This window comes from Actinoallomurus oryzae (assembly GCF_039541955.1).
Taxonomy (GTDB): Bacteria; Actinomycetota; Actinomycetes; order Streptosporangiales; family Streptosporangiaceae; genus Actinoallomurus; species Actinoallomurus oryzae.
On sequence record NZ_BAABHF010000010.1, the window covers coordinates 352394 to 377615 of the forward strand.

The window sequence follows — 25222 nt, forward strand, 5'->3', positions numbered from 1 at the left end:
ATCAGAAACGTGCACCAGTGGTCACGGCAGGGGGTCTCATGACCGCCCCTCTCGACGCGGCGCTCAGCGAGGCCGCCCTGGTCCGTGACCTGACCGAGCTGATCGGCCGCCCGGCGGAGGCGGACGCGCTGCGCCTCACGCACCGGCTGGCGCGGCGGCTCGGTCTCGACGCCGAACTCCACGAGGAGGACCTGGCCGAGCTGCGGCGGGCCGAGGGGTACCCGGGAGAAGAGGTCGAGCGGGACTCGTTGCAGTCCCTGTTCGTCACGGTCCCCGGCCGGGACCCGGGCGCGCCGCGCCTGGTGGTCAACGGCCACGTCGACGTGGTCCCGCCGGGTACGGCGCCGTGGACGCACCCGCCGTTCTCGGCGACGGTCCGCGACGGCCGGGTGTACGGGCGGGGCGCGGCGGACATGAAGGCCGGCGTCGTCGCGGCCCTGCACGCGCTCGCCGCGGCGCGTGAAGCCGGTGGCCCGCCGGGAGACGTGGTGCTCCAGGTCGTGGCGGGTGAGGAGGACGGCGGGATCGGCGCCTTCGCGGCGCTGCGCCGGGACGCCGACTTCGCGGGCTGCGTCATCCCCGAACCCACCGGCGGCGCCCTGGTCTGCGCGACGGCGGGCGCGCTCACCTTCCGGCTCCGCCTGACCGGCCGGGCGGCCCACGCGTCCCGCCGCCTCGACGGCGTCTCCGCGCTCGACCGGTTCTGGCCCGTCCACCAGGCCCTGGCTGGGCTCGAGGAACGGCTCAACGCCGACCGGGGGCACCCGCTGATGGCCGGCCAGGCGCTGCCGTACCCGCTGTCGATCGGCCGGCTCACCACCGGCGAGTGGTCCTCGACCGTCCCCGACGAGCTGGTGTGCGAGGGCCGTCTCGGCGTCCCGATCGGCCGCACCCTGGCCTCGGTGCGCGAGGACTTCGAGGCCGCGGTACGGCAGGCCGCGGCGGGCACCGGGCCGCCGCCGGAGGTGACCTGGAGCGGCGGCCAGTTCGCCCCGGCCGAGACCCCGGTCACCCACCGGCTGGTGGAGTCCGTGCGGCGCCACGTCGCCGACGTGACCGGCCGCCCCGCGACGCCCGTGGGCGTCCCGTACGGCACGGACCTGCGGCTGTACGCCGCTCGTGGCATTCCCGGCGTGCTGTACGGGCCGGGCGACATCGAGCAGGCGCACGCGGTCGACGAGTACGTGCCGGTGGCGGACATCCTGACCACCGCCCGGGTCCTCCTCCGGCTGGCGCTCACCTTCGGGTCGACCGGCTGACGGCGGTGCGGACGGCCGCACCGCCATCCGGAGGACGACGGCCGCACGCACCGCGTGGCCGTCAGGCCGTGCCCGCTACAGCAGCGTGCGCCAGTAGTACCAGAACCGGTTGAGGATCAGCAGCGCGATGAGCACGTACCAGGCCAGGGGCACCAGCCAGTGGTGGCGGGCGACCGTCCGGACCGCCGGCCGCCACGCCCCCGGGACCGGTATCACCCCGCGCTGAACGTTGTGCAGCGTCGTGTACCAGAACACCGGGATCGTCGCGGCCCACACCAGCATGCAGTACGGGCATACGGCGCCGATGTGGTAAAGCGTCTGGTCGATCAGCCAGTGCACGAAGACGGCTCCGAGCACGACTCCCGCCTGGAGCCCGAGCCAGAACCAGCGGCGGAAGGCCGCGCCGGCGAGGAGGGCGACGCCGATGACGATCACGGCGGAAAAGCCCGCGATGCCGAGAAACGGGTTGGGGAAGCCGAAGGCGGACGCCTGCGGCGTGCGCATCACCGAACCACAGCTGATGATCGGGTTGATGTTGCAGCTCGGCTGGTAGTCCGGGTTCTCCAGGAGACGGATCTTCTCCAGTGTGAGGATGCCCGAGGCGGCCAGGCCCAGCGCTCCGGCGAGCAGCAGCAGCCAGGCCAGCGGGCGGCCTCCGGGCACCGGGCCCGGAGGGGCGCCGGCCGCCTCGTGGGCGCGGGTGGCCGGGGAGGTCGACGTGGTCACGAGCCCTCCTTCGTCGGGGAGGGTGACCACAAGGGCGTGTCTTCGATTCCCTCGCTTCGCTCGATCATGACGCGATCCCCGGCTACCGCGAGCCGCCGGAGACGGACCGCTGGATGAGCGCGGTGTACTCCGCCGGCGGGATCGGATTCCCCGTGGCGTCGAGCACGGCCAGGGTGCGGCCGTTCAGCTTCAGCGTCGGAGTGCTGTCGACCCCGCTGCGGGTGAAGGCGTCACTGACCCGGTGCGCCCAACCGGCGTAGGTGCCGTCCTTGACGGCCTTGACGAAGGTGGGCGTGGTCAGGCCGGGTACCTTCGCGGCGAGGGCGAGCAGGTGGTTCCGGTCGGCGAACGCGTCGGTGCGTTCGTCGGGCTGGTCGGCGTACAGGACGTCGTGGAACGCCTTGAATCGCGCCGTGCTCTCGTTGAGCGCGGCACCGGCCGCCTGCAGCGCCTCCATCGAACCGTGGCCGCCCAGGTTGCCGTCCAGGAACGTCCCCATGTGGTACCTGATCTTGTAGACGCCCGTGTCGGCGAACCGCTGGATGGCCTTGCCGTCGGTCCTCTCCAGCTTGCCGCAGTACGGGCAGCGGAAGTCCTCCCAGACGTCCAGGGTGTTACGTGCCGTCGCCCTGCCGTAGACGATCAGCGTGCCGTCGGCTCCGGAGGCGTTCGCGGGCACCGTCACCTGGCCGTCCTGGGCGCCGCCGTTCGCGGTGCCGATCGCGAGGGCCGTTCCGCCGCCGAGCAGGATCGCCGTGATCCCCGCGGCGATGCCGGCCCTGCGCCACCGGGCGCGTGTCCGCCTCCGCCGGAGCTGTTCGGCACGCAGGCGCGACCGCGCGGACCGCCCGTCGGGCCGGGAGCCCTTCGTCCTGTTCTCGTTCTTGTTCTTGTTCTTGGTCTTGTCGCTCATGGCCGTCCTCGGCTCGAAGAGGTGAGAAAGGGACACATGGCCTGAGCGGGAAACCCGCGCCTGGCAGGCGGACGGTTTCCCCGAGGGACCGCCGGGCGGACCTCGCCCGTCGCGAGCGGGGCCCGGAGGGCACGCCGCAAGGCGAAGACGAGAGTCAGCCTGGGTTCGGCCGATCGCCGACGTGACGCCGAGGCGCCTCCCTGGGCGCCGTGCGGCGAGAGTCTCGGGCGGTCTCTCAGCAGGCCGGAGCGAGAACCGGCGGGCCCCGGCGGGCCGACGTACGCCGCAGCACGTACCGCGGACCGGGGCACGGCCGCTCCAGCGGCGGCACCCGCCACGCGGGCGGCAGAGGAGCCGGAGCCGGGGCGGTGAGCAGTGCCGACAGTGCCGTCAGCCCGGTCCAGGTCAGCGCCGCCGCCGCGCGCAGCACCACGAAGACGGCCGCCTCACCGCGCCGCAGCCACGCGGCCATCACGAGGGCGACGACGGTGTGCAGCGCCAGCAGCAACAGGACCTGTCCGGCGGCGAGAACGGCCAGCGAGTGCGAGGGAGAGGCCGTGGCGGCGCCGAGCAGGCCGGGCCGTACGGAGCCGCCACCACAGACCAGCAGCCCCGGCCAACCGCCGGAGCCCGCGCCCGGAACGCCGACGGCACACCGCTCCTGCACGCTGTTGAACAGCGCGTTCAGCGCCAGCTCGGCCGGGACCAGCATGGCCGCGATCTGCAGGAAGCAGCGCTCCGCGCCGGTCAGCAGCAGCGCCAGGACGAAAACGGCGGCACCGGCGAGCAACAGCGTGTCCACCGGCATGGGCCTGCCGGTCACGACCAGCCGGCCACCGGCGGACAGCAGCACCGACAGCACGGTGAACACCACCGCGCGTGACGCCCGCAGCCCGGAGCCCGCCCTCATGGGGCGAGTATGACATCACGGACGAACATCCAGAAGACCGGGATCCGATGCCGGAGATGCCCCGGTACGGCACTGCCGACCTGAGCCGACGCCCCCTGTCCGGTGTCCGATCAGAGCACCGCCAGCCCCACCGCGGTCTGAATGACGATGGCGAACACGCACACGACCGCGACGTAGGCCATGATCCGCTGGTTCGGCTCCACGTAGCCCTGTTCCGGCGACGAGGGCGGTGACGTCGTCTTGCGGTGCGAGGGCGCACCGTGGCCGTACCTCGGGCGCAGGCGGGCCAGCGAGCCGCGCCCGGGCAGGTGCCACAGGGCGTCCGTCTTGAGCTGCTGGTGGCCCGCGACGTTCGTGCAGGCGTACAGGCGTCCGCGGGCGCCGTTGCGGCACGGGTCGCCGTCGCGCGTCGCCACGCCGCACCTGGTCGGGCAGAAGCACAGCTCGTACATGCACCAGACCAGCACGGTCAGCGCCCACAGGCGCCACGTGCCCGTGTACAGGGCTAAGGCGCCCAGCGCCGCGATTCCCGTCCACCACGCCGACTGCGCCTGGCCGCGGGTTCGTTTCGCCATGACCATCCTCTGCGTGCGGTACCCGTCTGGCCCCCCGCCAGCAAAGCACCCTCGTGGCGCGGCGGAGCACCCCGTGACCGGAAGAGGTGAAAACCCATCACATGTGGCATATGAGACAGGAGGAACGAGGCTGACGGTGTAATGCAAGCGACGGCACGGCGGCGAGCGAGCGGGAAGGATGACCTCCATGGAGTGGACGGTCCACGGACGGCGGGCGATCTACGAGAGTTCGTGGATCAGTCTCGATCTGGTCGACGTCGAGCTTCCGGACGGCAGCCGCTTCGAGCAGCACGTCGTACGGATGGCGCGGCCCGTTGCGGCCGTCGTGGTCCTGGACGAGCGCGACCGCGTGCTGCTGATGTGGCGGCATCGGCACGTCACCGACACGTGGGGCTGGGAGATCCCGGCCGGGCGGATCGAGGAGGGCGAGACCCCCGAGGAGGCCGCGGTGCGCGAGGCCGAGGAGGAGACCGGCTGGCGGCCGGGGCCGCCGCGGCTCCTCGTCGTCTCACAGCCCTCCAGCGGCTCGGTCGACTCTCGCCACCACATCTTCCGCGCGGACGGCGCCGAGCACATCGGGCCGCCGACCGACATCACCGAGGCCGAACGCATCGCCTGGGTGCCGCTCTCGGAGGTCCGCGGCCTCATCACCGAAGGGAAGATCGTGAACGGCCCGACGCTGATCGGCCTTCTCCACGTGCTCTCCGATCCCGGCCGGACGGCCCGTCCCCCCGGCGTACCGGACTGATCGTCACGCCGCGTCACGGACGATCGGCCCCTGGGGCGGATGCGGTTCGTGGTGAGAACCTCCTCGTGGTCGCGGAGGATTACCGGCGCCGGGGCGCGGGCACAGCCTTGATGGAGGCAGCCGAAGAACGGGGCCGGGCACGCGGGGCGGTCGTCGCGGTGACGTACACCCACTCCGCTTTCGGTTCCGTTCCACGAAGAGCGCGTGGGTTACCGGCGGCAGGCGGCGCTCCCGCCGAAGCCGCACGAGCGCGGGTGATCTTTTCAGTCCGTGCCCGATGAATCATGATCAATATGCCTGGATCTCTTGGGCATAGCGGTCAAACCCATAGTTTCGCGCACGGGCGGCTACCTCGAATGACAGACGCGTCACGGCCGTGGCGCGTACGGTCCATAGGAAGGCGAGCCAACCATTCGAGGAGCCTCCTTGGACACGGTTCAGCAACTGCACGACATCTCGGATAGCGACGTCGCGGAATGGCATGACGTCCTCGCCGCGTCGGTGGCCCGTGACCTGCCCGGCGAGCCGATGCCCACGCTCGACCACGTGCACGGCGACCTGACCACCCCCGGTGTGGACAGCCGCGACCTGCGGTGGGCCGTCCGCACCGCCGGCATGCTGACCGGGGTCGCGCGGCTCCGCCTCTTCGACGGGCCGGGGCGCGACCACCTCGGCCAGTTCACGATCGACGTCCATCCGGACCACCGGCGGCGCGGCATCGGCTCACGCCTGCTCGAGACCGTCGCCCACGCGGCGCGCCGGGAAAAGCGCCGCAGCCTCGTCGTCGAGGCCTCTTCCGACACCCCTGGCGTCGCGTTCCTCGACGCCAAAGGGTTCACCTGCGTGCTCTCCCTCAGCCTGCTCCTGCTCAACGTACGCGAGGTGAGCGGCATCGCGGAGATCGTGCACGCCGAGCACCCCGGCTACCGCCTGACGCGCTGGCTCGGCGTCGTACCCCACGATCTGGCCGACACCTTCGCCACCGCGAAGTCCGCCATGGGCGACATGCCCGCCGGAGACATGGACACCACGACCACCTGGGACGCCGACCGCGTCCGCGACATGGCCGAAGTCGTGGAGAAGCGCGGCGACACCCTCCTCACGGTCGGCGCCCTGCACGGCGACAAGATCGCCGGCTTCACCGAGCTGGTCATCCCGGTCGGCGACGGCACCCGGGCCATCCAGTCCGACACGGCCGTGGTGCCCGAGCACCGCGGCAACGGGCTCGGCCTGTGGGTCAAGGCCGCGATGCTCGACTGGCTGCGCGCCGAGTGGCCGGCGGTCGAGGAGATCGAGACCGACAACGCCGAGGACAACGAGCACATGCTCGCCGTCAACGAGCGGCTGGGCTTCCGTCCGCTGCGCAAGACACGGCAATACCACTACGACCTGTCGGCATCTCGGCCCTGAAGGAGTCGGGCTCGCAGCTCTGGTCCGCCATCTGGCGGGTACCTTTCAACCTGGACGCGGTTCCCCCGGCCGTGTACGACCGGAAGGACTCGTTGGGAGCCGCCGCCCGCGCCACGGCCTTCTCCTGAGCTTGACGGTCTACAGTTACGGAGAGTTCAGGGAGGCACAGGTGCTGTACTGGTTCATGTCCACCGTCGTCCGGCGGCTTCTCAAGATTGTGTTCCGGCCGGTGGTCGCGGGCCTGGAGAACGTTCCGGCCGACGGTCCGATCATCTTCGCCAGCAACCATCTGTCGTTCGTGGACAGCGTGCTGATCCCCCTCGTCATGCCCCGCCGCGTCACGTTCCTGGCCAAGGCCGAGTACTTCGAGAGCAGCATCCTCGGCGCGTTCCTCAGCTCGATGGGCCACATCCCCGTGCCGCGCACGGAGCAGCGGGCGGCCGTCGCCGCGCTCGACATCGCGCTCAAGACCCTCGACGAGGGCAACGCCTTCGCCATCTACCCCGAAGGCACCCGGTCCGAGGACGGCCGGCTCTACCGGGGGCACACGGGCGTGGGCTGGCTCGCGTTGAACGCCCAGGTGAGCGTCGTCCCGGTCGCCGTACGCGACACGCAGCGGATCATGCCGGTCGGCGCCCGGCTGCCGCGCATCATCCGGCCGGGCGTGACGTTCGGCAAGCCGATCGACTTCAAGCCCTTCGCCGACATGCCCCCCGCACGCGGCCGCCGCGCCCTGGTCGACGAGATCATGCGGGAGATCCAGAAACTCTCGGGCCAGGAGTACACCGGCACCTACAACGAGCGCTCCAAGGTCTCCGCGGCCTAGGGCGCGTCTCAGGTGTCGTCCTGGGCGTCGACCAGGGCGAACATCGCGTCCGCGAACCGGCGGGTGAGGCGGGCCAGCTCGGTACGGTCACGCTCGCTCCAGCCGACGAAGACCTCGTCGAGGACGCGTCGCCGGCCCTGGTTGATCGCCTCGACCACGCGGTGGCCCTCGGGGGTGACCGTCGCGGTCTTGATCCGCCGGTCGTGCGGGGCCTCGTCACGGCGGATCAGGCCTCGTCGTTCGAGCCGGGCCAGTGAACGGCTGGCCTTCGGGTGGTTCTGCTCGGCGAGCTCGGCCAGCTCCACGACCCCGATCGGCCCGCGCAGGTCGATGTGGACGAGGTAGCGGACCAGGTCCAGGTCCAGGTCGACGCCGGCCCGGTCGAGGATCAGCGCGAAGAAGCGCGGGCGTGAGACGCGCCCGAGCATGCCGAGCCAGACGTCGTAATAGTCCTCGGCCTCCCCCATCCCGTTCATTATGCACGGGTTTGGTGCTACGGTTCGATTCCGTTCACAGTGAACGGAGTTGGGGAGTGCCCATGGAGACGATGCGCGCCGCCGTGCTGCACGGGATCGGCCGGACGCCGCGCTGTGAGTCCTTTCCCGCACCGGTGGCCGGCGAGGACGAGGTGGTCGTGACGGTCACCGCGGCGGCGCTGAAGCCGTCCGACCGATGGATGGCCGCGGGCGTGCACTACGCCCCGTCGGTGTTCCCCACGGTCGTCGGGCTGGACGGCGTGGGCCGGCTGCCCGACGGAACGCGGGTGGCGTTCTTCGGCCTCCGGCCGCCGTACGGCGGGATGGCCGAGCGGACTCTCGTACGGTGCGGGATGTGGCTGCCGGTGCCCGAGGGCGCCGACGACGTCATGGCGGCGGCCGTGCTCAACCCGGGCGGCGCCGCGTGGAAGACCGTCGTGGTGGAGGGCGACGTGAGGGCCGGGCAGACCGTCCTCGTGCTCGGCACCACCGGGGCGTCCGGCCGGATCGCGGCGCAGCTGGCCAAGGGCCGCGGCGCACGCGTCGTCGCGGCAGGACGCGACCAGCGCGTCCTGGACGAGCTCGTGGCGCGTGGCGTGGACAGCGCGATCAGGGTCGACCGCCCGCACGACGAACTGGCCGCGGCGATCGCCGCCGAAGGCCCGTACGACCTGGTCGCCGACTACCTGTGGGGCGCGCCGGCCGAAGCGGTCTTCGCGGCGCTCCCCCGCACCCGGCCGGCCGCCGAGCGGACGCGCTACATCCTCGTCGGCATGAGCGCGGGCGAGACCGCGTCCCTGCCCGCCCTCGCGCTGCGCCGGGCGCCCGTGCAACTCGCCGGCAGCGGCGTCGGCGGGCCGACGTCCATCGCCGACGCCGCGACCGGCTACGCGGAGGTGCTCCGGCGGGTCCGCGCGGGCGAGATCACGCTCGACGTCGTACCGGCGCCGCTGGCGGACGTGGAGGCGGTCTGGCCGAAGGCCGGCAGCGACCGGCGCACCGTGTTCGTTCCGTAGCCGTGATCGAGCGTCAGGTCGCATTCCGGCCAGCGCGCACGTCGGCGGGCGGCCATTCTCGACGTCATGAACGACATCGAAGGCAAGGTGGCCCTGGTCACCGGGGGTAGCCGGGGCATCGGCGCGGCCGTGGCCGTACGGCTGGCCGAGGGCGGGGCCGACGTCGCCCTGACATATGAGCGCGAGACCGAGCGCGCGGACGCGGTGGTCGACCAGGTCAAGGGCGCCGGCCGCCGGGGGCTGGCGATCCAGGCCGACAGCGCGGACGTCGCCGCGGTCACCGCGGCCGTGGACACGACCGTCGCGACGTTCGGCCGGCTCGACATCCTGGTCAACAACGCGGGGGTCTTCCTCGTCGGGCCGCTCGACGACCTCGGTCCGGCCGAACTCGACCGTACGCTCGCGGTCAACGTCCGGGCGCCCTTCGTGGCCTCGCAGGCGGCGGCGCGCCACATGACCGCGGGCGGCCGGATCATCAGCATCGGCAGCAACATGGCCGAACGGGCGGTGTTCCCCGGGTTCACGCTCTACGCGCTGAGCAAGACCGCGCTCATCGGCATGACCAAGGGGCTGGCCCGCGACCTGGGCCCCCGCGGCATCACCGCCAACCTGGTCCATCCCGGTCCGACCGACACCGACGCCAACCCCGCGGACGGCCCGAACGCCGACACGATCCGGAGCTTCACCGCCCTGGACCACTTCGCCGAACCGCGCGACATCGCGGCCACCGTCGCCCACCTCGCCGGTGACGGCGGCCGGTACATCACCGGAGCCGCGATCAACGTCGACGGCGGCTTCACCGTCTGACGCCCATGTCGATGGCGGTGCGTGTCCGCAGTGGACGCGCGCCGCCCGGCGCCCTCAGAACGTCACAGCGGCTGCTCGAACCAGACGACCTTGCCGGTCGAGGTGCGCTGGGTGCCCCAGCGTTCGGCGAGGGCGGTGACCAGTTGCAGGCCGCGGCCGTTCTCCGCGGTCACGTCGGCGCGCCGCAGCGTCGGGAGTTCGTACCCGTCGTCGCGGACCTCGCACAGCAGGGAGTCCGTACGGATCAGGCGGAGCCCGATGTCGCCCGCCCCGTGGCGTACGGCGTTGGTGACCAGCTCGCTCACCAGGAGCTCGACCGTGTCGGCCAGGTGGGACAGCCGCCAGGTCGCCAGGGCCTCCCGGACCAGCTCGCGCGAGTGGCGCACGCGGACCGGGAGCGCGTCGAACGTCCAGGAGATCACGTCGTCCTTGGGTATGCCCTTGAACCGCACGGTGAGCAGCGCGATGTCGTCGTCGCGCGGGCGGCCCGCGCCGAAGCCGTCGATCAGCGTCTGGCACACGCTCTCCAGGGGCTGCGGCGGGCCGCTGAGGTATTCGCGCAGCGCGGCGAGCCCGACGTCGATGGCCTGGCCCCGGCGTTCGACCAGGCCGTCGGTGCAGAGCACGAACTGGCTGTCGTCCTCCACCTCGAACTCCGCGGTCTCGAACGCGACGCCGCCGACGCCGATCGGCGCGCCGGAGGGCACGTCGAGCAGCTCGCTGTCGCCGAACGGCGAGACCAGCACCGGGGGCAGGTGCCCGGCGTTGGCCACCTCGCAGCGCCGCGCCACCGGGTCGTAGACGACGTAGATGCAGGTCGCGATGTACTCGTCGCCGAGCCGGCAGGCGAGGTCGTCGAGCTGGCGCAGCAGCCGGCCCGGCGGCAGATCCTGCGCGGCCAGGGTGCGTACGGCGGTGCGGAACTGGCCCATGATCGCCGCCGAGGTCATGCCGTGGCCCATGACGTCGCCCACCACGAGCGCCAGCCGGCCGCCCGGGAGCGGGATCGCGTCGAACCAGTCGCCACCGACGCGCACGGTCTCGTTCGCCGGGACGTAGCGGTAGCAGATCTGCGCCCCGGCGACGACGGGCGGGGTGTCGGGCAGCATGGTCTTCTGCAGCTCTCTCGCCGCCCGGCTCTCGCGCCGGTAGAGCCGCCCGTTGTCCACGCAGACCGCCGCGCGGCGGCAGAGCTCCTCGACCATCGTCACGTCGAACTGGTCGAACGCGGGCCGGTCGGGCCGCCGCAGCAGCGTGAGGTTGCCCAGCGCGGTGCCGCGGGCGATGAGCGGGGAGACGAGGAGCGCCCGTCCCTGCAGCAGTGGCCGGAAGTCGCGGTCGGCGAAACGGGCCGACATCCGGCGCGCGAACCGCTCGCTGACCTTCGGCACGCTGACGCTGTGCCCGGTCAGCAGGCTCTGGGTGAACGGCGTGGCGGCCGGCAGCCGGAGCTTCTCCCCGCGCGGCACCAGGTCGTCCCAGCGCCCGTACGCGTCGTCGTGGCTCACCGCCACGCGTACGGCCGTGGGCGACTCGTCGGGGGTCAGCGGGGGCAGCTCCTGGTCGGAGACGATCGACTCGAGGAGCTGGACGTCGGCGAAGTCGGCGAATCGCGGCACCAGCGCGGTGCACAGCGCCGCCGCGGTCTGCACCGGGTCGAGCGTGTCGACGATCCGGGAACCCGCGTCATTGAGGAAGTCGAGCCGGTCCTGGGCCGCCGACCGGTCGAGCGCCCGCGCGGGCACCGCCGGGCGCCGCGGCTCGCCGACCTTGGTGATGCGCTGCTCGGGCGAGGGCGGGGTGCCGAAGTAGGCCGCGAACGGCAGCCGCGCGGTGACACTGACGTTGACCGCGGGATAGCCGCGGGTGAGGACCTGGCGGACGATCGACTCGGCGGCTCCGGGCGGCATGGCCGGCAGCATCTCGGTCAGCCGCCGGCCGAGCATCGACGGGTCGGCGCCGCCCGGGGGCAGGAGAGTCGGCTCGACGCGGAGGAGGCGTACGCCGCTCTCGCTGGTCAGCGGGGTCGGAGAGGGCGCCTTGACGAGGACGTCGCCCAGCGCGAGGCCGGGCCCGCCGTCGCGCAGCCGATTGGCGTCGGCCGCGATCGCGAGGACGCGCGCCCGGTCGGGGCCGCTGAGCGGATAGACCCACCACGCGACCTCGCGGAGCGTGCCGTCGTCCATGGCCGGCACCAGGAAGGCGCCGGTCCAGGCGTGCCGGATACGGGAGCCGCCGGGCTCGAACGCGTCACCGTGCTCCTGCGGCATCCGCAGGAGCGTACGCAGCGGGCGGCCGGCGGCCTCGTCCTGGGCTAACCCGAAGATCTCGACCGCGGCGTGGTTCCAGTGGGTCACGTGGCCGAGGTCGTTGAGGAGGACCACGGCCATGGGGGCGAGCCCGAGGAGATGCTCGTGCAGCAGGCGGGGTGAGCCCGCGCCCGCGGGACGAGCGAGGCCATAGCGACGTTTCACCGGCAAGGACACCTCCCCGAACGGGCGCTTCACACAGCCCCCTGCACCCGTTGTGAGTGGCACGCTACAGACCGCGCGGCATATTCGCCTCGGTTTTCGCGCCAACGTCATGAGACCGGCCAGGCCACCGGGCCAGGCGAGTCCCGCCAGGCCTTTCTGGCACCGCGGAACCCGTTCCGCACCACACGCGCCCTGCCCGCTGAGTGTGCGCTCATTCAGGCGCCGTCCTGGTAGCGTTCGCGGCGAAGCCCGAGGTGGAGGAAGCATGCCCGGCTCGATGCGCGACCGGATCCTGGCGGCGGCCGTCTCCGTCATGCGCGAACGCGGGGTCGCGCAGACCACGACCAAGGAGATCGCTCGCGTCGCCGGGGTGGCCGAGGGCAGCATCTACAACCACTTCGCCGACAAGGCCGAGCTCGTCGCGGCGTCCATGACCGAGGTGGCCGGCGGCATCCGCGACGCTCTCACGCGCCTGTCGCAGCGGGTCGGCCGAAACTCGGTGGAGGACAACCTCGCGGAGTTCGCCGAGGCCCAGATCGTCTTCTTCACCGACCTGTTGCCGATCACCGGGCCGGTGCTGGGCGACCACGACCTGCGCGCGTGGTTGCGCGCCGGCGGCCCGCAGACGTCGTCGCACGGCGAGCCCGCCCCGGCTCCGGTTCTCGGCCACGCCGCGGTGATCGCCTACCTGGAGGCCGAACGCGACGTGGGGCGGCTGGCCGCCTGGGCCCGGCCGCCCTACCTCGCCGCCCTGCTGATCGGCGCGTGCCGGCAGTACGCCTTCGTACGGCTGCTGACGCCGCCCGAGACCATCACCGAGGTCGCGGGGCTGCCCGCCGACCCGGCGGAGTACGCCCGCGACGTCGCGCACACCGTCATGGCGGGCCACCACGCCCGCCGCGCCCGTCCGCGGTGAGCGCGGCGGTCAGCACGCGGCGCGAGCCCGTTCCGCCTACCCGGAGTGGTCGGCCGGGCGCCACAGGTGCCCCATCTCCACGCCCGGTCTTTTCATGTTGTTCCAGGTCACGTACGATTTGTGGTGGAAGCGCCGGAAGGTCGCAACTTCCGGACCAGCACAGACCGTGACCAAAACCACTTTTCACGGGTGGCGTATCCGCGTTAGAATCGTTTCTCGCGGCCAAACGCCGCGAATCGGGCGTAAGACCGCCCCGGCGCCCTCCAGCACGGCCCGCTCCCTCGGGCCTCTGGTCGGCGACCATGTCCGTTTCCCTTGGGCGATGAAGCCGACAGCCGCACAGGGTCCCGCTCTGTGCCCGGAGTCCGTACCTCCGTCCGTGCCCCCGACCCGGCTCGGCTCCGGTCCCTGACAACCGCAGGGCGAAGGCTCGCCCAGCTCAGCACCCTTACGGAGCGAGTATGACCACAGCGGCACCCGCAGCGGGCCGCCAGGACGACGAGCGCTACGAGCGCGACGTCAGGCCGCTCATCGACCCGCTGTACGCCAGCGCGGTGCGTATGACGCGCAACCCCACTGACGCCGAGGACCTCGTGCAGGAGACCCTCGCCAAGGCCTACGTGAACTTCCACCAGTTCGAAGAGGGCACGAACCTCAAGGCCTGGATGCACCGCATCCTCACCAACAACTTCATCAACACCTACCGCAAGAAGCAGCGCGAACCCCAGCGCGCCGGCACCGAGGAGATCGAGGACTGGCAGCTCGCCCGCGCCGAGTCGCACACCTCGACCGGCCTGCGCTCGGCCGAGCACGAGGCGCTCGACCGGCTGCCCGACTCCGACGTGGTCAAGGCGCTGCGCGCGCTCGCCCCCGAGTTCCGTACGGCCGTCTACCTGGCCGACATCGAGGGCTACCCGTACAAGGAGATCGCCACGATGATGGGCACGCCCATCGGCACGGTGATGTCGCGGCTGCACCGGGGCCGCCGCCAGCTCCGCGAGCAGCTGCAGGCGTACGCCCCCCGCGTGAGCATCGTACGCGCCGCGTGACCCCCGTGGTCTCTCAGGAGGACTGGACGCGGAGATAGCCGGTGAGCTGCTCGTAACGCTGCCAGCCCTCCTGTTGCCTTCCGTCGCCGAGGGCGTACCACATCGCCGGCGACCGCGTGTCGCCGATCCGCTGCCCGGGCACGCCGGGCGGCCCCGGCGCGACGCCGCTCACGGCCAGGCCGATCGGCGCCGCCGGCCCCACCCAGCGCGGCCCGGTGGTGAGATCGGTCAGCCCCGGGCTGAGCTGGACGAAGCACGAGACCAGCGGAAACTCCGCCGCCAGCGCGCCGACGACCCTCGACAGCGACCCGACCGGCGTCTCGCGCGGGTCGGCGTAGCCGATGACCAGCGTGACCGCCTCCTCGGCCGCGTCGCCCACCTGTGAGAGCAACATCGTGCCGACCACGGGCCGGCCGGCTCCCCCGCCCACCACGGTCAGCCAGATCGCGGACGAGACACGTGAGCCGAACATCTCGCCCAGGTCCTCGAGCCGCCACACGGCCGTCGCGGGCTCGGAGGTGCCCCATCCGCCGGGCGCCTCCCCCGTGAGCGACCGGCACAGCTGCTCCGCAGCCCCGCCGATCGCACCGCCCTCCGGGTGCCGTACGCGGAAGGTCAGCGTCAGCTGGGCGCCGACCGGCCCGGCCGGAGGCGTCGTGTAGTTCGGCGCGTACGCCCGCGCCTGCGGGTCGACCACGAAGGCCTCGCCGTCCCACAGCAGCGGCACGCCCGTGAGCCCGTCGTAGTGGCCACCGTCGGCGCGGACGACCCAGCGGCTGTTCGGCCCGGTCAGCACGAGCCGCAGCGGCATCGTGATCCGCGACTCGGGTGATGTGACGACCTGCAGGCCACGGCCGGTCTCGCTGCACAGCCGCAGCCCCTCGGCGAGCCAGGTGGTGAACGGCACGACCGGCCGCTCCTGCAACACCACCATGGCCTTCGGGGTCAGGGCGTCGACGGCGGGGTGGGTCACCGGGACTCCACCGGGGGCCAGACCGCGCCGCCCTGCCAGTGCACGAGATCGTCGGCGAACCTGCGCGCGACGCGCCGGGCCTCCGGCAGCCCGGCCGCGGCCCGTATCTCCACCCACCAGACCGGCAGCCGCACCCTGTCCGCCATCTGCGGGCCGAGCAGGCGTGCCACCTCACCGGGTACGCGCACCAGCTCCGGCGCCTCGATCGAGACCAGGAGCCGTCCCTCGGAGTCGTAGAGATGGCGGGCACCGGGACCGGCCTCTCTCATCCGCAGCGCCTCGCCGAAGGCGATCATGCCCTCCACGACCGTGGGGATGTCGGGCTCGTTACGCACCAACGCGACGACATCGCTGGTCAAAGCCACGAACCTCCTCTGTTCTGGTCGAGGTCAGGCATCGACGGCCCGGGCGAAGGCCTCGACCGCGACGCGTATCGCCGCGGCTCTCGTCTCCTGTCCGATCCGGGCGGACTCTACCGCCGTTCCGGTCGCGAGGTGACGGTCGTAGGGCATGTGCACGACCGGCATGCCGCCGCCGCTGAGGAGCTGCGCGGCCCGCGTCAGGTCGGCGTCGACGTGCGGCGTGTGCGTGACGAAGGCGATCACGGTACGGCTCAGCAGGTGCTGGTAGCCGTTGCGGGCCTGCCACTCGAGAGCACCGCGCGCGCTGAGCGCCCCGTCGACCGTGCCGGGCGTCACCATCACCTGCGCGTGCGCGTCGGCGAGGATGCCGCGCTGCAGTTCCGCCAGCAGGCCGGCGCCGCAGTCGATCACCAGGGCCGCGAAGTAGCGGCTCATCTCGCTCGCGACGGTGTTGAAGGTGGGCAGGTCGAGCGCCTGGGTGATCTGCCCGTCCGCGGTTCCCGACAGCACCCAGAGCCCCTCGGCCGTACGCCCGAGGAAGGACGCCATCTCCTCGAAGCCCCGCGGCCGGGCTTCGGCCAGGTCGTGCAGTGACCGCTCGGCACGCACGCCGAGGCGCAGCGGCAGTGAGCCGAGGCCGGAGTCGGCGTCGACGGCGAGCACGCGATCCTGGCGGTACTGCGCGAGCGCCGTGCCGGTGAGGCCCGCGATGGTGGTCTTGCCCGCGCCGCCGCGGATGCTCGTCACCACGATGTGCCGGCAGGAGGGCACCGGACGGTTCAGAACCCTCTCCACATCCGCGGTCCTGCGGATCTCACCGGCGGCGGCGGTCCCCATCGCCCGGCGCACCCCGCGGGACATGCGCCGCATCAGCGGATCGCCGTGGACCGACCGGCGTACGAGGTCCTGCGGCGCCGGCCGGCCGGGGGCGGGCTGCGGCGGTGCCGAGCCCGCCGGCGGCCCGGGGTCGCGCTGCCAGGCCTCGGCACCGGAGTGTTCCCACGCCTGAGGCGGCTGCTGCTGCGCCGCGTCCTCCGGCGGCGGCTCGGTGCCCCACGGCGTCTTGGCGACCAGGCCCCAGTGGGTCTGGGACGCCAGCTCCCACGCCGACGCCGGGTTGGGGCCGGCGTCCTCCTGCTGTTCGCGTGCCTGGTCGGGCCAGCCGCTCGCCGCCGCCTCGTCGCGCGGGTTCTCCGGCGGCGCGGGCGGCTGCTCCCACGTGGGCGGACTCCAGGTGGCCCGCTGCGCGGCGGACGCGTCATCGCCGGGCCCGGGCGCGGGCGGCCGGGCGGTGTTCTGCTCGCCGCCCGGGAACGCGCTCGGGGGCGTGGCGGGCACCTGCGCGGATGGCGGCTCGGCCGCGGCCGGATCCGGCGCGGGCTCCACCTGCGGTCGCGGTTCGTCCCACAGCGTCATGGGGGGACCGGCGGGCGGCCGGTCGTCACTCGCACGGGGAGCCGCGCTCTCGCGGTTCGGCGGGGGCTGAGCGGGCGGGGGCTCCGGCTGTGGTCTCGGCTCGTGCTGTGGTCTCGGCTCGTCCCACCGCGTCGCGGAGGGTGTGGGGGCCGGCCGGTCGTCGTTCGGACCGCTTTCCCGGTCCGGCGCGTGCCGCGCCGGTGGCGGGGGCTGAGCGGATGGTTCGCGCGGGCTTTCCGGGGGCGGCACCGAGTGGCCGTCCGTGGGTGCGGACGACGTGCCGGAATCGGGAGTTACCAGGCCGGACAGTGGCATACCGAGCTCGGCAAGCACGGTGGCCTGCCAGTCAGGCTCGGACAACGTCTTCCCCTCGGCGCGCAGCAGGCTGACAACACGGATTGCTCCCGATCCTATCGGCGTAAGTCCCCTCTGGCCTCCACAAACGGCACCCCATCATGATTACCGTGCGAGATCGATGCGCTACAGTATGCGACTGAGGAGCCGCCGAAACAGGCGGTCTTTTTCGGGGGGAAAAACCGACATGCGACGAATATTGGCTACTTCCATAGCCGCGGCCATTCCAGCCATGCTTCCGGTAAGCGCGGTCCACGCCTATTCCAAGCCGGCGCCTCCGCCCACGGCGAGTGGCCATTCCAAGGTCCGCACTCACGGTCACGGGCGCACTTCGCACGGCCGGCCCGTCTCCGAAGGAGAGACGCGCGACCGGCCGGTGAACGACGTCAAGGTCGACGCGGACGACGGCGGCGGCCCGTCCCGCTCGCAGGGCGACAGCGGTCCGCGGAACGCCGCGCCGGAGCACGGCCGCGCCCACGGCGCCACCGGCTCGCACGGCCGGCCGTCGCGTTCCAGCCACAGCAGGCCGGACTCACGGCCGGGCACGGGCGCCGACAGCTCCTTCGCCGACGCCGACGACCCCGCGCTTCCGCCGGAGGCCGCCGAGGCGATCAAGGAGGCCGACGAGCTGCAGCACTCCGCCGGCCAGGCCGCCGGCCAGGGCAACGGCCAGAGCAACAACCAGGGCAACAACCAGGGCAACGGCCGGCCCAACACCGCGCCGAACTCACCGCAGCAGGGCTCACCGCAGCAGGGCTCGCCGCAGCAGGGCTCGGGGCCCGAAGGCGCCACCGGCGCCGCTCCGGCACAGCCCCGCGGCACGAGTCGCGGCGCGACCCGTCCGCAGGGCCCGATCTCCGACCGGAACACCAACAACCGGAGCACCAACAAGACGTCGGGCCGCAGGCCCGGCCGGGCGCGCGTTCCGCAGCAGATGCCGGTCGCGTTCTTCAGCAGCAGCCCGGCGACGCAGGGCTCGCGCCTGGTGCTGCACACCAGCGCCGGCAACGCGCCCGCGCGCACCGTCACGCTGCAGTGCTACCCGACCGGTGGCACGCACCCGAAGGCCGCCCAGGCCTGCGCCGACGTCGCCCGAGCCGGCGGCAACCTGGCGCAGATGCCCGCCAACACCAAGCCGCAGGCGTGCTTCATGATCTACTCGCCGGTGACGGTCACCGCGCAGGGCCAGTGGCATGGCCAGGCCGTTCGCTACACCAAGAAATTCCCGAACAGCTGCGTGATGCGCGACAAGACGGGTTCGGTCTTCGACTTCTAGGAGAGAGGCTCCGGGCGGCCTCTCAGCCGGGCTCGATGAAAGGTTCGAATAAGAGCCGCACGCCTGGGTAAGCGGGCGCTTGACGGACGAAGGGAGTCGGTCATGGCGTCGAAGGTTCACCGGCCGGTGCACTGCCGGGTGCATGAGGTCATGACGCCGAGACCCGTCTCCCTTCCCCTGGACGCTCCGCTTACCGAGGCGGCACGCCTGATGCGCGACGAGGACGTCGGCGATGTCCTCGTCACCCATGACGGCCTGCTGTGCGGCCTGCTGACCGATCGCGACATCGTCGTGCGCGCGGTGGCCGAGGGACGAGACCTGTCCGGCACACGCCTCGCCGACGTCTGCAGCGCGGGCATCGTGACGGTCGGCCCGGATGAGGCCACCGAGGTCGCGCTGCGCATCATGCGCGATCGCGCCGTCCGGCGGCTGCCCGTCGTCGAGGACGGCCGGCCGGTGGGCGTCGTCTCGGTCGGGGACCTGACCCCCGACCGAGACGAGGCCTCCGACCGGAACGAGACCTCCGACCGGGACAAGCCCCCCGACCGAAACGAGACCTCCGACCGGGACAAGCCCCCCGACCGAAACGAGACTCCCGGCCGAAACGAGACTTCCAACCGGAACAAGCCCCCCGACCGAGACGGATCTCCGATCGAGACGGAAGACCTCGCCTGACGAGGTCCCCGGCCGAGACCATCGCACCGGCCGGACCACATCCTCCGCGCTCGCCCGCTGACGGCGGTCGACCCACCGGTCCCGCTGGACACGCCCTCACCGGCCGTCCGTACTCCCGGCGCGGGTGAACGGCTCCCGGCCCCGCACAGCGGGTTACCGTGAACCCGTGACGTTCGAACCGCAGATCAGTAGCGAGCTGGCGACCCAGGTGGCCCGCCTCGGGCTCGTACACGAGGCGTCCGCGACCGTGGCGCTGCGGCGCGTCACCGAGCTCGCCACCCGCGCCGTCCACGGATGTGCCGGCGCCACCGCCGTACGCTGGAGCACGGGTGACGCGTCCGAGCCGCTCGACCAGGCCGGCACCCACCCCCACCTGGCGTACCTCAGCGAGATCCAGTGCGCGCGCCGGACCGGTCCCATTCACGACGCGGCGCGCAGCGAGACGCCGGTCTTCTGCGCCGACACACTCGCCGAGACCCGCTGGCCGGACTACACGCCGCTCGCGCTCCAGCGCGGCGTCCGGTGCTTCGCCGTCACCGTCTACCGCACCGGCCCCGTGATCGTCACCCTCACGATGTACGGCGTGGTGCCCGGGGCGCTCGACCGGCGCGAGCTCAGCCTGGGCGCCCTGCTGGCCGCCCAGGGCGGAGCCGCGGTGTCGAACACCCGCCTGTACGAGGACGCGCACCGCACCGCGACCCAGCTGCGCCAGGCGGTCGAGGCACGCTCGATCGTCGACCAGGCCAAGGGCGTACTGATGCACGCGATGGGCTGCGACGCGGACACCGCGTTCGCCGAACTCAAGCGCATCTCCCAGACCCGGCACGTCAAGCTCACCGCGATCGCCCAGCGCATCGTCTCGGGCCATCGCACCGAGGCCCGGGAACGCCGTTAGCCGGGACCCGGAAACACCGTTAGCCGGACATTCGCCCGCTTTCGACGGCGGAGCTAGAGTGATACTCCTATCCACCGGAGGGAAGCATTCCCGAACAGCGACAGCCCGAGTCCCTTCGCCCTGAGGCACTCCGCTCCGAGATCGCCGCCCTGGAGGGCCGGGCCGGGGAGTTGCGCAGCGCGGCGTTGCTGCCGGACGCCGACCGGGGCGCGCTGCTGGACGCCGCCCTGACCGACCTCGACCGCGCGATGACGGCGCTGCGGACGGCGGTGGCCGACCAGAGCTCCATCCAGGCGAAGAACGAGGTGGCCGACGGCGAGCGGCGGCTGCTGCGCACCGTCTTCCAGGACGCGCCGGTGCCCCTCTTCCTGCTCGAACGCGACGGCACCGTGCGCCGCGTCAACCGCCAGGCCGGAGCGCTCCTCGGTTCCTCGGCCGGTTACCTCACCGGCAAGCCGTTCCCGACGTTCTGCGACCTGGCGACGCGGGCGACGGTCGGCTCGCACATCGCCGGGGTGTTCCACTCGGGCCGGCGGCGGCGCTCACGGGTGCGGCTCCTGTCGGGTCACGGCCCGGTCGAGGTCGATGTGACGTTCGCCCGCATCTGGGTGAGCGGCGAGCCGGACCCGCTGGTGGTCGCGGCCACCAGCCCCTCGACGCGCGAGCCGGCCGCGCAGGACCTGCCGCAGCAGGCCACCGCGACCCACGACGCCGTGGCCACGGTCGTCCACCGCATGGACGTCCTGGCCACGGCCACCGGCATGCTTCTGGACGACGACTCCTTCACCGAGTCCGTCGCCGTGCGCCGCTGTGCGCGGCTGCTGGCCGCCGAGCTGGCCGACTGGGTCCTCATCGACCTCGAACGCGACGAGCGGCTCCTGCGGCAGGTGGTGATCGGCCCGGACGACGAGCGCAGCACCGAAGTCGCCCGGACGCTGGAGGACCTCGACCCGGCCCCGGACACGCTGCCGGCCACCGTCCACGTTTCGGGCCGGTCCGTGCTCCAGGCCCACCTCGACGATCTGGGCGTCCTCGGCACGAGCCCGGCCGGGCCTCCGGTGTGCGGGCTGATCGAGGCGTCTTCGCTGATCTGCGTGCCGCTGGACGACGGCGAGCGGTGCCACGGCACCCTCACGCTCGCCGTCTCCGGCGAGCAGGGCCCGTTCGACCTGATGGACCTCGGCCTGGTCGAGCGGCTCGCCCGCAACCTCGCCCTGGTCATCCGGGCGGGGCGGCGCTACCGCCGCCGGGCGGTGGCCGCCGAACGGCTGCGCGCCGGCCTGCTGCCCCGCGAGCTGCCGGCCGTCCCGGGCGCGGAGGTGGCGGGCCGCCACCATCCGGCGACTCGCGACACCGGCTTCGGCGGCGACTTCTATGAAGTGTTCCCCACCGGCTCGGGCTGGGGCATGGTCCTCGGCGACGTGTGCGGCAAGGGCGAGGACGCCGCGGCGGTGACGGCCACCGCCAAGAACGGCATCCGGCTGCTCGCCCGCTGGAACCCCAAGCCGGCCGAGGTCCTGTCGATGATGAACGACGCGCTCATCGACGACGAGCGCTTCGTCACCGCCGTGATGGCCTACCTCGAGCCGCGCGACGGGGGCATGGCGATGACGGTGGCCAGTGCCGGGCACCCGCCGGCGATCCTGGTCCGCCGTGACGGCGTCATCCGTACGACGAGTGGCGGCGGCCTTCCGCTGGGCCTGTTCGAGGACGACTTCGGGGTCGGCGTCGAGCAGCTCGACCTGGAGCCCGGCGACACGCTGTTCCTCTACTCCGACGGCGTGCCCGAGGTCGCCGACCCGTCACAGACCCGGTTCGGGCACGAGCGCCTCATCGAGATCCTCGCCGCTCACGGCGACCAGCCGCTCGCCGACCTCGTACTGGCCGTCGAGACCGCCCTGCTCGACTTCTCCGGCGGTGACCTGCGCGATGACGTGTCGATGCTCGCGTTCCGGGTGACCGGCTGACCGCCGCCCGTTGATCTTTTTTCGACAAGATCCGCGTGTTCGGGTTTAGACCGGTGCCCGGCAGGTAAAGGGAGAATCAGGTAACCGTGCCTAAGACGCAGGCACACCACGGGAGGGCGGCATATCCGCCCTCGACTTCCGGAGGGTGTGCATGCGTACTTCCAGCCTTTTCGTTCCCGGCCTTTCCGCCGGCGCGAGGCTGACGCACGCCTTCTCCTCCTCCACCGCCGACGCGGACGTACGTCCGGCGGCGGGGCGCACGCTCACGTTCTCCTTCTGCCCCGTGACGCGGCGCTCATATCTCCCCCTCTGCCGTCCCGACGCCCTGCCCCAGCCGGCCGGGCGGGGCCCGTCTCGGGCGGCCGCGCAGACGAACCCCCACCTCAGGGATATTCAGGAGTCAGCCCGATGAACATAGTCATGGTCTCCGTTCACACCAACCCCGTCGCCACGGAAGCCTCGTCCCACGAAGGCGTTCGCGTCCACGTCGCCGAGTTGGCCCGCGAGCTGGGCCGCCAGGGACATCGGGTCACCATCTACACGCGCCGCGACGGCCTCGGTTCCGGTGACCGGGTCCGCCTCGCGCCGCACGTGAACGTGGAGTTCATCTCCGCCGGGAACGCCCTGCCGATGCCCGAGCAGGAGGTCCTCCCCCATATCCGTGAATTCGCCGACAAGCTCGCCAAGCGCCTGGTCGCGAACCGGCCCGACGTCATTCACGCACACCACTGGCTGAGCGGCCTCGTCGCGATGTCCGCCGCCGAGGGCCTCGACATTCCGATCGTCCAGAGCTTCCACGGCCCGGCCTCCCTCCGCGGACGGGCCGCCGGCGAGGTCTCCCCGGCCCGCCTTCGCGTGGAGCGGGCCATCGGCCGCGGCGCCGACGCGCTGATCGCGACCACCGAGACCGAGTGCACCGAGCTCACCCGGCTCGGCGTCACCCGCAAGCACATTTCCTGCGTGCCCTCCGGGGTGGACAGCGAGCGGTTCACGCCGCAGGGCCGCGCCCTTCTCCCCCGCGGCGAGAAGCCCCGCATCGTCATGCTGTCGCGGCGGTTCGCCGAGGACGGCGTGACCACCGTCATCAAGGCGCTGGCCCGCATCCCCGGCGCCGAGCTGGTCGTGGCCGGCGGGCCGGCACCCGACGAGCTCGACGGCGACCCCGGCGTCCACCGGCTGCGGATCGCGGCGAAGGAGGCCGGCGTCGACGACCGGGTCACCTTCCTCGGGCGGGTCGACCCCGCCGACGTTCCCGGCCTGCTGCGGTCGGCGGACCTGACGGTCAGCCTGCCCACGTACCAGTCCTTCGGCCGGGTGCCGGTCGAGTCGATGGCGTGCGGCACGCCCGTGGTCGTCACGGCCGTCGGCGGCCACCTCGACACGGTGATCGACGACGTGACCGGCGTCTACGCCCGGCCGGGCCGCCCGGCCGAGCTGGCCAAGCGGATCCGCGGCCTGCTCGCCGAGCGCACGCACCTGACCGCCCTGGGGATCGGCGGCGCCGACCGGGTCCGGGCCCGCTACTCCTGGGAGCGGATCGCGAACGAGACCCTCAAGGTCTATGAGTCCACGATCCCGGCCTCCGAGCCCGAGCAGGACACGCACGAGGAGGAGAACCTGGAGCTGGCCATCGCCAGCTGACGCCCCGTACGCGCACCGGCCCTCCCGCTCGCCCGCGGGAGGGCCGGTGCGTATGCGGGCTCTCAGCCCGGCACCCTGACAGGGCAGGGGCCCGGGCGGTCTCTCAGTAGGAGCGGCCGTACAGGATCCGCTTGCCGTACGCGGACGGCTCGCCGCAGCGGAAGCAGACGCCGTGCTCCTCGGGCGCGTCGGTCGGGATGACGCGCGGCGTCGCCGCCGTGTCGGCCTTGATGGCGTCCTCGCAGTCGGTGCGGCCGCAGTGGAACACGCGCGCCCAGCCCTGGGAGACCTGCTCCGGGAAGGCGTCCCAGCTCTCGACGTCGGCGGTGTGCTCGTCGCGGAACCGCTCCGCGCGGGTGTAGAGGAAGGCCTGGAAGTCGTCCAGGATGCCGGGCATCAGCTCGGCGGCGCGGTCGAGCGGGATCTGCTCCTTGCCCTGGTCGCCGAGGCGGCGGGCCAGCGTCACCACCCCGCCGTCGAGGTCGCGCGGGCCGATCTCGAGCCGCACCGGGACGCCGCGCAGCTCCCACTCGTTGAACTTGTAGCCCGGACGCAGCTGCGGCCGGTCGTCGACGTGCACCCGGACCCCGGCCCGCTTGAGCTCACCGGCCAGGTCGCGGGCGGCCGCGGCGGTGCGCTCGGCGGCGTCGTCGCGTCCGATCGGCACGATCACCACCTGGTACGGCGCGATCCTCGGCGGCAGCACGAGGCCCTTGTCGTCGCCGTGCGTCATGATCACGCCGCCGAGCATGCGGGTCGACAGGCCCCAGGACGTGGTGTGGGCGTGGACGAGCTTGCCGTCCTCGTCCTGGTAGGTGATGTCGAAGACCTTGGCGAAGTTGGTGCCGAGGTAGTGGGACGTGCCGGACTGCAGCGCCCGGCCGTCGCGCATCATGCCCTCGATCGTGTAGGTGCGGACCGCGCCGGCGAACCGCTCGCTCGGGGTCTTCTCACCCTCGACCACCGGGATCGCCGCCAGCTCCCGCGCCAGGCCGGCGTACGCGCCGAGGGCCCACATGGTCTCGCGCATCGCGTCCTCTTCGTCGGCGTGCGCGGTGTGGCCCTCCTGCCAGAGGAACTCGGTCGTGCGCAGGAACATGCGCGGACGCAGCTCCCACCGCACGACGTTGGCCCACTGGTTGAGCAGCAGCGGCAGATCGCGGTGCGACTCGATCCACTTGGCCATGTACTCGCCGATGACGGTCTCGGAGGTGGGCCGCACGACCAGCGGCTCCTCCAGCTCCTTGCCGCCGGCGACGGTCACGACGGCCAGCTCGGGCGAGAAGCCCTCGACGTGCTCGGCCTCGCGTTTGAAGTAGGACTCCGGAATGAACATCGGGAAGCAGGCATTGCCGTGCCCGGCCTCTTTGATGCGCCCGTCGAGGTCGGCCTGCAGCAGCTCCCACATCCGGTAGCCGTACGGCCGGATGACCATGGTGCCGCGCACGGGGCCGCGGTCGACGAGCTCGGCCTGGATGACGAGTTCGTTGTACCAGGCGGAGAAGTCTTCAGACTGAGGAGTGACACCTTCCCGACTCACGCTGCCGAGCGTACCGGG

Annotated in this window: 24 protein-coding genes; 14 read left to right on the top strand and 10 right to left on the bottom strand. The window is 72.4% G+C overall.

Translation table 11 applies throughout. From position 1 onward, the window contains the following. Window positions 1–38: 38 nt before the first annotated feature. Window positions 39–1259: an ArgE/DapE family deacylase gene (locus ABEA10_RS06575; RefSeq protein ID WP_345458706.1), complete on the top strand. Its 1221-nt coding sequence runs from the start codon at window positions 39–41 to the stop codon at window positions 1257–1259. A 75-nt stretch (window positions 1260–1334) separates the two neighbouring features. Here ABEA10_RS06575 and ABEA10_RS06580 read toward each other — a convergent pair whose 3' ends face one another. The 4 genes from ABEA10_RS06580 to ABEA10_RS06595 all read right to left on the bottom strand — a co-directional run bounded on the left by ABEA10_RS06580 (window position 1335) and on the right by ABEA10_RS06595 (window position 4383). After that, window positions 1335–1985: a vitamin K epoxide reductase family protein gene (locus ABEA10_RS06580; RefSeq protein ID WP_345458708.1), complete on the bottom strand. Its 651-nt coding sequence runs from the start codon at window positions 1983–1985 to the stop codon at window positions 1335–1337. 82 nt (window positions 1986–2067) lie between these two features. Further along, the gene (locus ABEA10_RS06585) at window positions 2068–2898 is read right to left on the bottom strand and encodes a thioredoxin domain-containing protein (RefSeq protein WP_345458710.1); all 831 of its coding nucleotides are present in this window, start codon (window positions 2896–2898) and stop codon (window positions 2068–2070) included. 235 nt (window positions 2899–3133) lie between these two features. Then, the gene (locus tag ABEA10_RS06590; RefSeq protein WP_329243260.1) at window positions 3134–3808 is read right to left on the bottom strand and encodes a hypothetical protein; all 675 of its coding nucleotides are present in this window, start codon (window positions 3806–3808) and stop codon (window positions 3134–3136) included. Between the two features lie 110 nt (window positions 3809–3918). After that, window positions 3919–4383 carry a hypothetical protein gene (locus tag ABEA10_RS06595; protein ID WP_345458713.1) on the bottom strand — a complete coding sequence of 155 codons (465 nt, stop codon included), beginning with the start codon at window positions 4381–4383 and terminating at the stop codon, window positions 3919–3921. Window positions 4384–4570: 187 nt separating this feature from the next. Here ABEA10_RS06595 and ABEA10_RS06600 point away from each other — a divergent pair, with 187 nt between their 5' ends. The 4 genes from ABEA10_RS06600 (at window position 4571) to ABEA10_RS06610 (ending at window position 7367) form a co-directional block, all read left to right on the top strand. Next, on the top strand, window positions 4571–5131 hold the full coding sequence (locus ABEA10_RS06600) for an NUDIX hydrolase (protein WP_345458715.1): 561 nt from the start codon (window positions 4571–4573) through the stop codon (window positions 5129–5131). Between the two features lie 65 nt (window positions 5132–5196). Beyond that, window positions 5197–5412 carry a GNAT family N-acetyltransferase gene (locus tag ABEA10_RS51025; protein WP_425550876.1) on the top strand — a complete coding sequence of 72 codons (216 nt, stop codon included), beginning with the start codon at window positions 5197–5199 and terminating at the stop codon, window positions 5410–5412. A gap of 145 nt (window positions 5413–5557) precedes the next feature. Then, the gene (locus ABEA10_RS06605) at window positions 5558–6541 is read left to right on the top strand and encodes a GNAT family N-acetyltransferase (RefSeq protein WP_345458717.1); all 984 of its coding nucleotides are present in this window, start codon (window positions 5558–5560) and stop codon (window positions 6539–6541) included. Window positions 6542–6710: 169 nt separating this feature from the next. Continuing rightward, window positions 6711–7367, top strand: coding sequence for a lysophospholipid acyltransferase family protein (locus ABEA10_RS06610; protein ID WP_345458719.1), 657 nt, complete (start codon window positions 6711–6713; stop codon window positions 7365–7367). An 8-nt stretch (window positions 7368–7375) separates the two neighbouring features. Here ABEA10_RS06610 and ABEA10_RS06615 read toward each other — a convergent pair whose 3' ends face one another. Then, the gene (locus ABEA10_RS06615) at window positions 7376–7834 is read right to left on the bottom strand and encodes a MarR family winged helix-turn-helix transcriptional regulator (protein ID WP_345458721.1); all 459 of its coding nucleotides are present in this window, start codon (window positions 7832–7834) and stop codon (window positions 7376–7378) included. A 71-nt stretch (window positions 7835–7905) separates the two neighbouring features. On the opposite strand from ABEA10_RS06615, the gene ABEA10_RS06620 reads away from it, so the two are divergent. Both ABEA10_RS06620 and ABEA10_RS06625 read left to right on the top strand, forming a co-directional pair. Then, window positions 7906–8859 carry a quinone oxidoreductase family protein gene (locus tag ABEA10_RS06620; RefSeq protein WP_345458723.1) on the top strand — a complete coding sequence of 318 codons (954 nt, stop codon included), beginning with the start codon at window positions 7906–7908 and terminating at the stop codon, window positions 8857–8859. Between the two features lie 66 nt (window positions 8860–8925). Then, on the top strand, window positions 8926–9666 hold the full coding sequence (locus ABEA10_RS06625; protein WP_345458725.1) for an SDR family NAD(P)-dependent oxidoreductase: 741 nt from the start codon (window positions 8926–8928) through the stop codon (window positions 9664–9666). Between the two features lie 62 nt (window positions 9667–9728). On the opposite strand, the gene ABEA10_RS06630 is transcribed toward ABEA10_RS06625, so the two are convergent. Continuing rightward, a complete protein-coding gene (locus ABEA10_RS06630) occupies window positions 9729–12140 on the bottom strand; it encodes an ATP-binding SpoIIE family protein phosphatase (protein ID WP_345458727.1) in 2412 nt (803 codons plus the stop codon). Between the two features lie 265 nt (window positions 12141–12405). Here ABEA10_RS06630 and ABEA10_RS06635 point away from each other — a divergent pair, with 265 nt between their 5' ends. Next, window positions 12406–13056, top strand: coding sequence for a TetR/AcrR family transcriptional regulator (locus tag ABEA10_RS06635; protein WP_345458729.1), 651 nt, complete (start codon window positions 12406–12408; stop codon window positions 13054–13056). Between the two features lie 461 nt (window positions 13057–13517). After that, window positions 13518–14105, top strand: coding sequence for a sigma-70 family RNA polymerase sigma factor (locus tag ABEA10_RS06640; protein ID WP_345458731.1), 588 nt, complete (start codon window positions 13518–13520; stop codon window positions 14103–14105). Between the two features lie 13 nt (window positions 14106–14118). Here the strand turns inward: ABEA10_RS06640 and ABEA10_RS06645 are convergent, their stop codons facing one another. From ABEA10_RS06645 to ABEA10_RS06655, 3 genes are read right to left on the bottom strand one after another with little or no spacing between them, the layout of a single operon-like run. Continuing rightward, a complete protein-coding gene (locus ABEA10_RS06645) occupies window positions 14119–15078 on the bottom strand; it encodes a DUF6177 family protein (RefSeq protein ID WP_345458733.1) in 960 nt (319 codons plus the stop codon). Beyond that, window positions 15075–15443: a hypothetical protein gene (locus ABEA10_RS06650; RefSeq protein ID WP_345458735.1), complete on the bottom strand. Its 369-nt coding sequence runs from the start codon at window positions 15441–15443 to the stop codon at window positions 15075–15077. The genes ABEA10_RS06645 and ABEA10_RS06650 overlap by 4 nt, the downstream gene beginning before the upstream one ends. Window positions 15444–15467: 24 nt before the next feature. Continuing rightward, window positions 15468–16856 (bottom strand): nucleotide-binding protein, encoded by a 1389-nt coding sequence (locus tag ABEA10_RS06655; RefSeq protein WP_345458737.1) that lies wholly within the window; start codon window positions 16854–16856, stop codon window positions 15468–15470. A 730-nt stretch (window positions 16857–17586) separates the two neighbouring features. Between ABEA10_RS06655 and ABEA10_RS06660 the strand changes: the two genes are divergently transcribed. The 5 genes from ABEA10_RS06660 to ABEA10_RS06680 all read left to right on the top strand — a co-directional run bounded on the left by ABEA10_RS06660 (window position 17587) and on the right by ABEA10_RS06680 (window position 23664). Next, a complete protein-coding gene (locus tag ABEA10_RS06660; RefSeq protein ID WP_345458739.1) occupies window positions 17587–18486 on the top strand; it encodes an SSI family serine proteinase inhibitor in 900 nt (299 codons plus the stop codon). Between the two features lie 102 nt (window positions 18487–18588). Then, a complete protein-coding gene (locus ABEA10_RS06665; protein WP_345458741.1) occupies window positions 18589–19161 on the top strand; it encodes a CBS domain-containing protein in 573 nt (190 codons plus the stop codon). Window positions 19162–19327: 166 nt separating this feature from the next. Then, the gene (locus tag ABEA10_RS06670; protein ID WP_345458743.1) at window positions 19328–20056 is read left to right on the top strand and encodes an ANTAR domain-containing protein; all 729 of its coding nucleotides are present in this window, start codon (window positions 19328–19330) and stop codon (window positions 20054–20056) included. A gap of 170 nt (window positions 20057–20226) precedes the next feature. Next, complete coding sequence (locus ABEA10_RS06675) at window positions 20227–22023, top strand: SpoIIE family protein phosphatase (RefSeq protein WP_345458745.1); 1797 nt, start codon at window positions 20227–20229, stop codon at window positions 22021–22023. 408 nt (window positions 22024–22431) lie between these two features. Beyond that, the gene (locus tag ABEA10_RS06680) at window positions 22432–23664 is read left to right on the top strand and encodes a glycosyltransferase (RefSeq protein ID WP_345458747.1); all 1233 of its coding nucleotides are present in this window, start codon (window positions 22432–22434) and stop codon (window positions 23662–23664) included. A gap of 103 nt (window positions 23665–23767) precedes the next feature. Here ABEA10_RS06680 and proS read toward each other — a convergent pair whose 3' ends face one another. Next, window positions 23768–25204 (bottom strand): proline--tRNA ligase, encoded by a 1437-nt coding sequence (gene proS, locus ABEA10_RS06685; protein ID WP_329243311.1) that lies wholly within the window; start codon window positions 25202–25204, stop codon window positions 23768–23770. Between the last annotated feature and the right edge of the window lie 18 nt (window positions 25205–25222).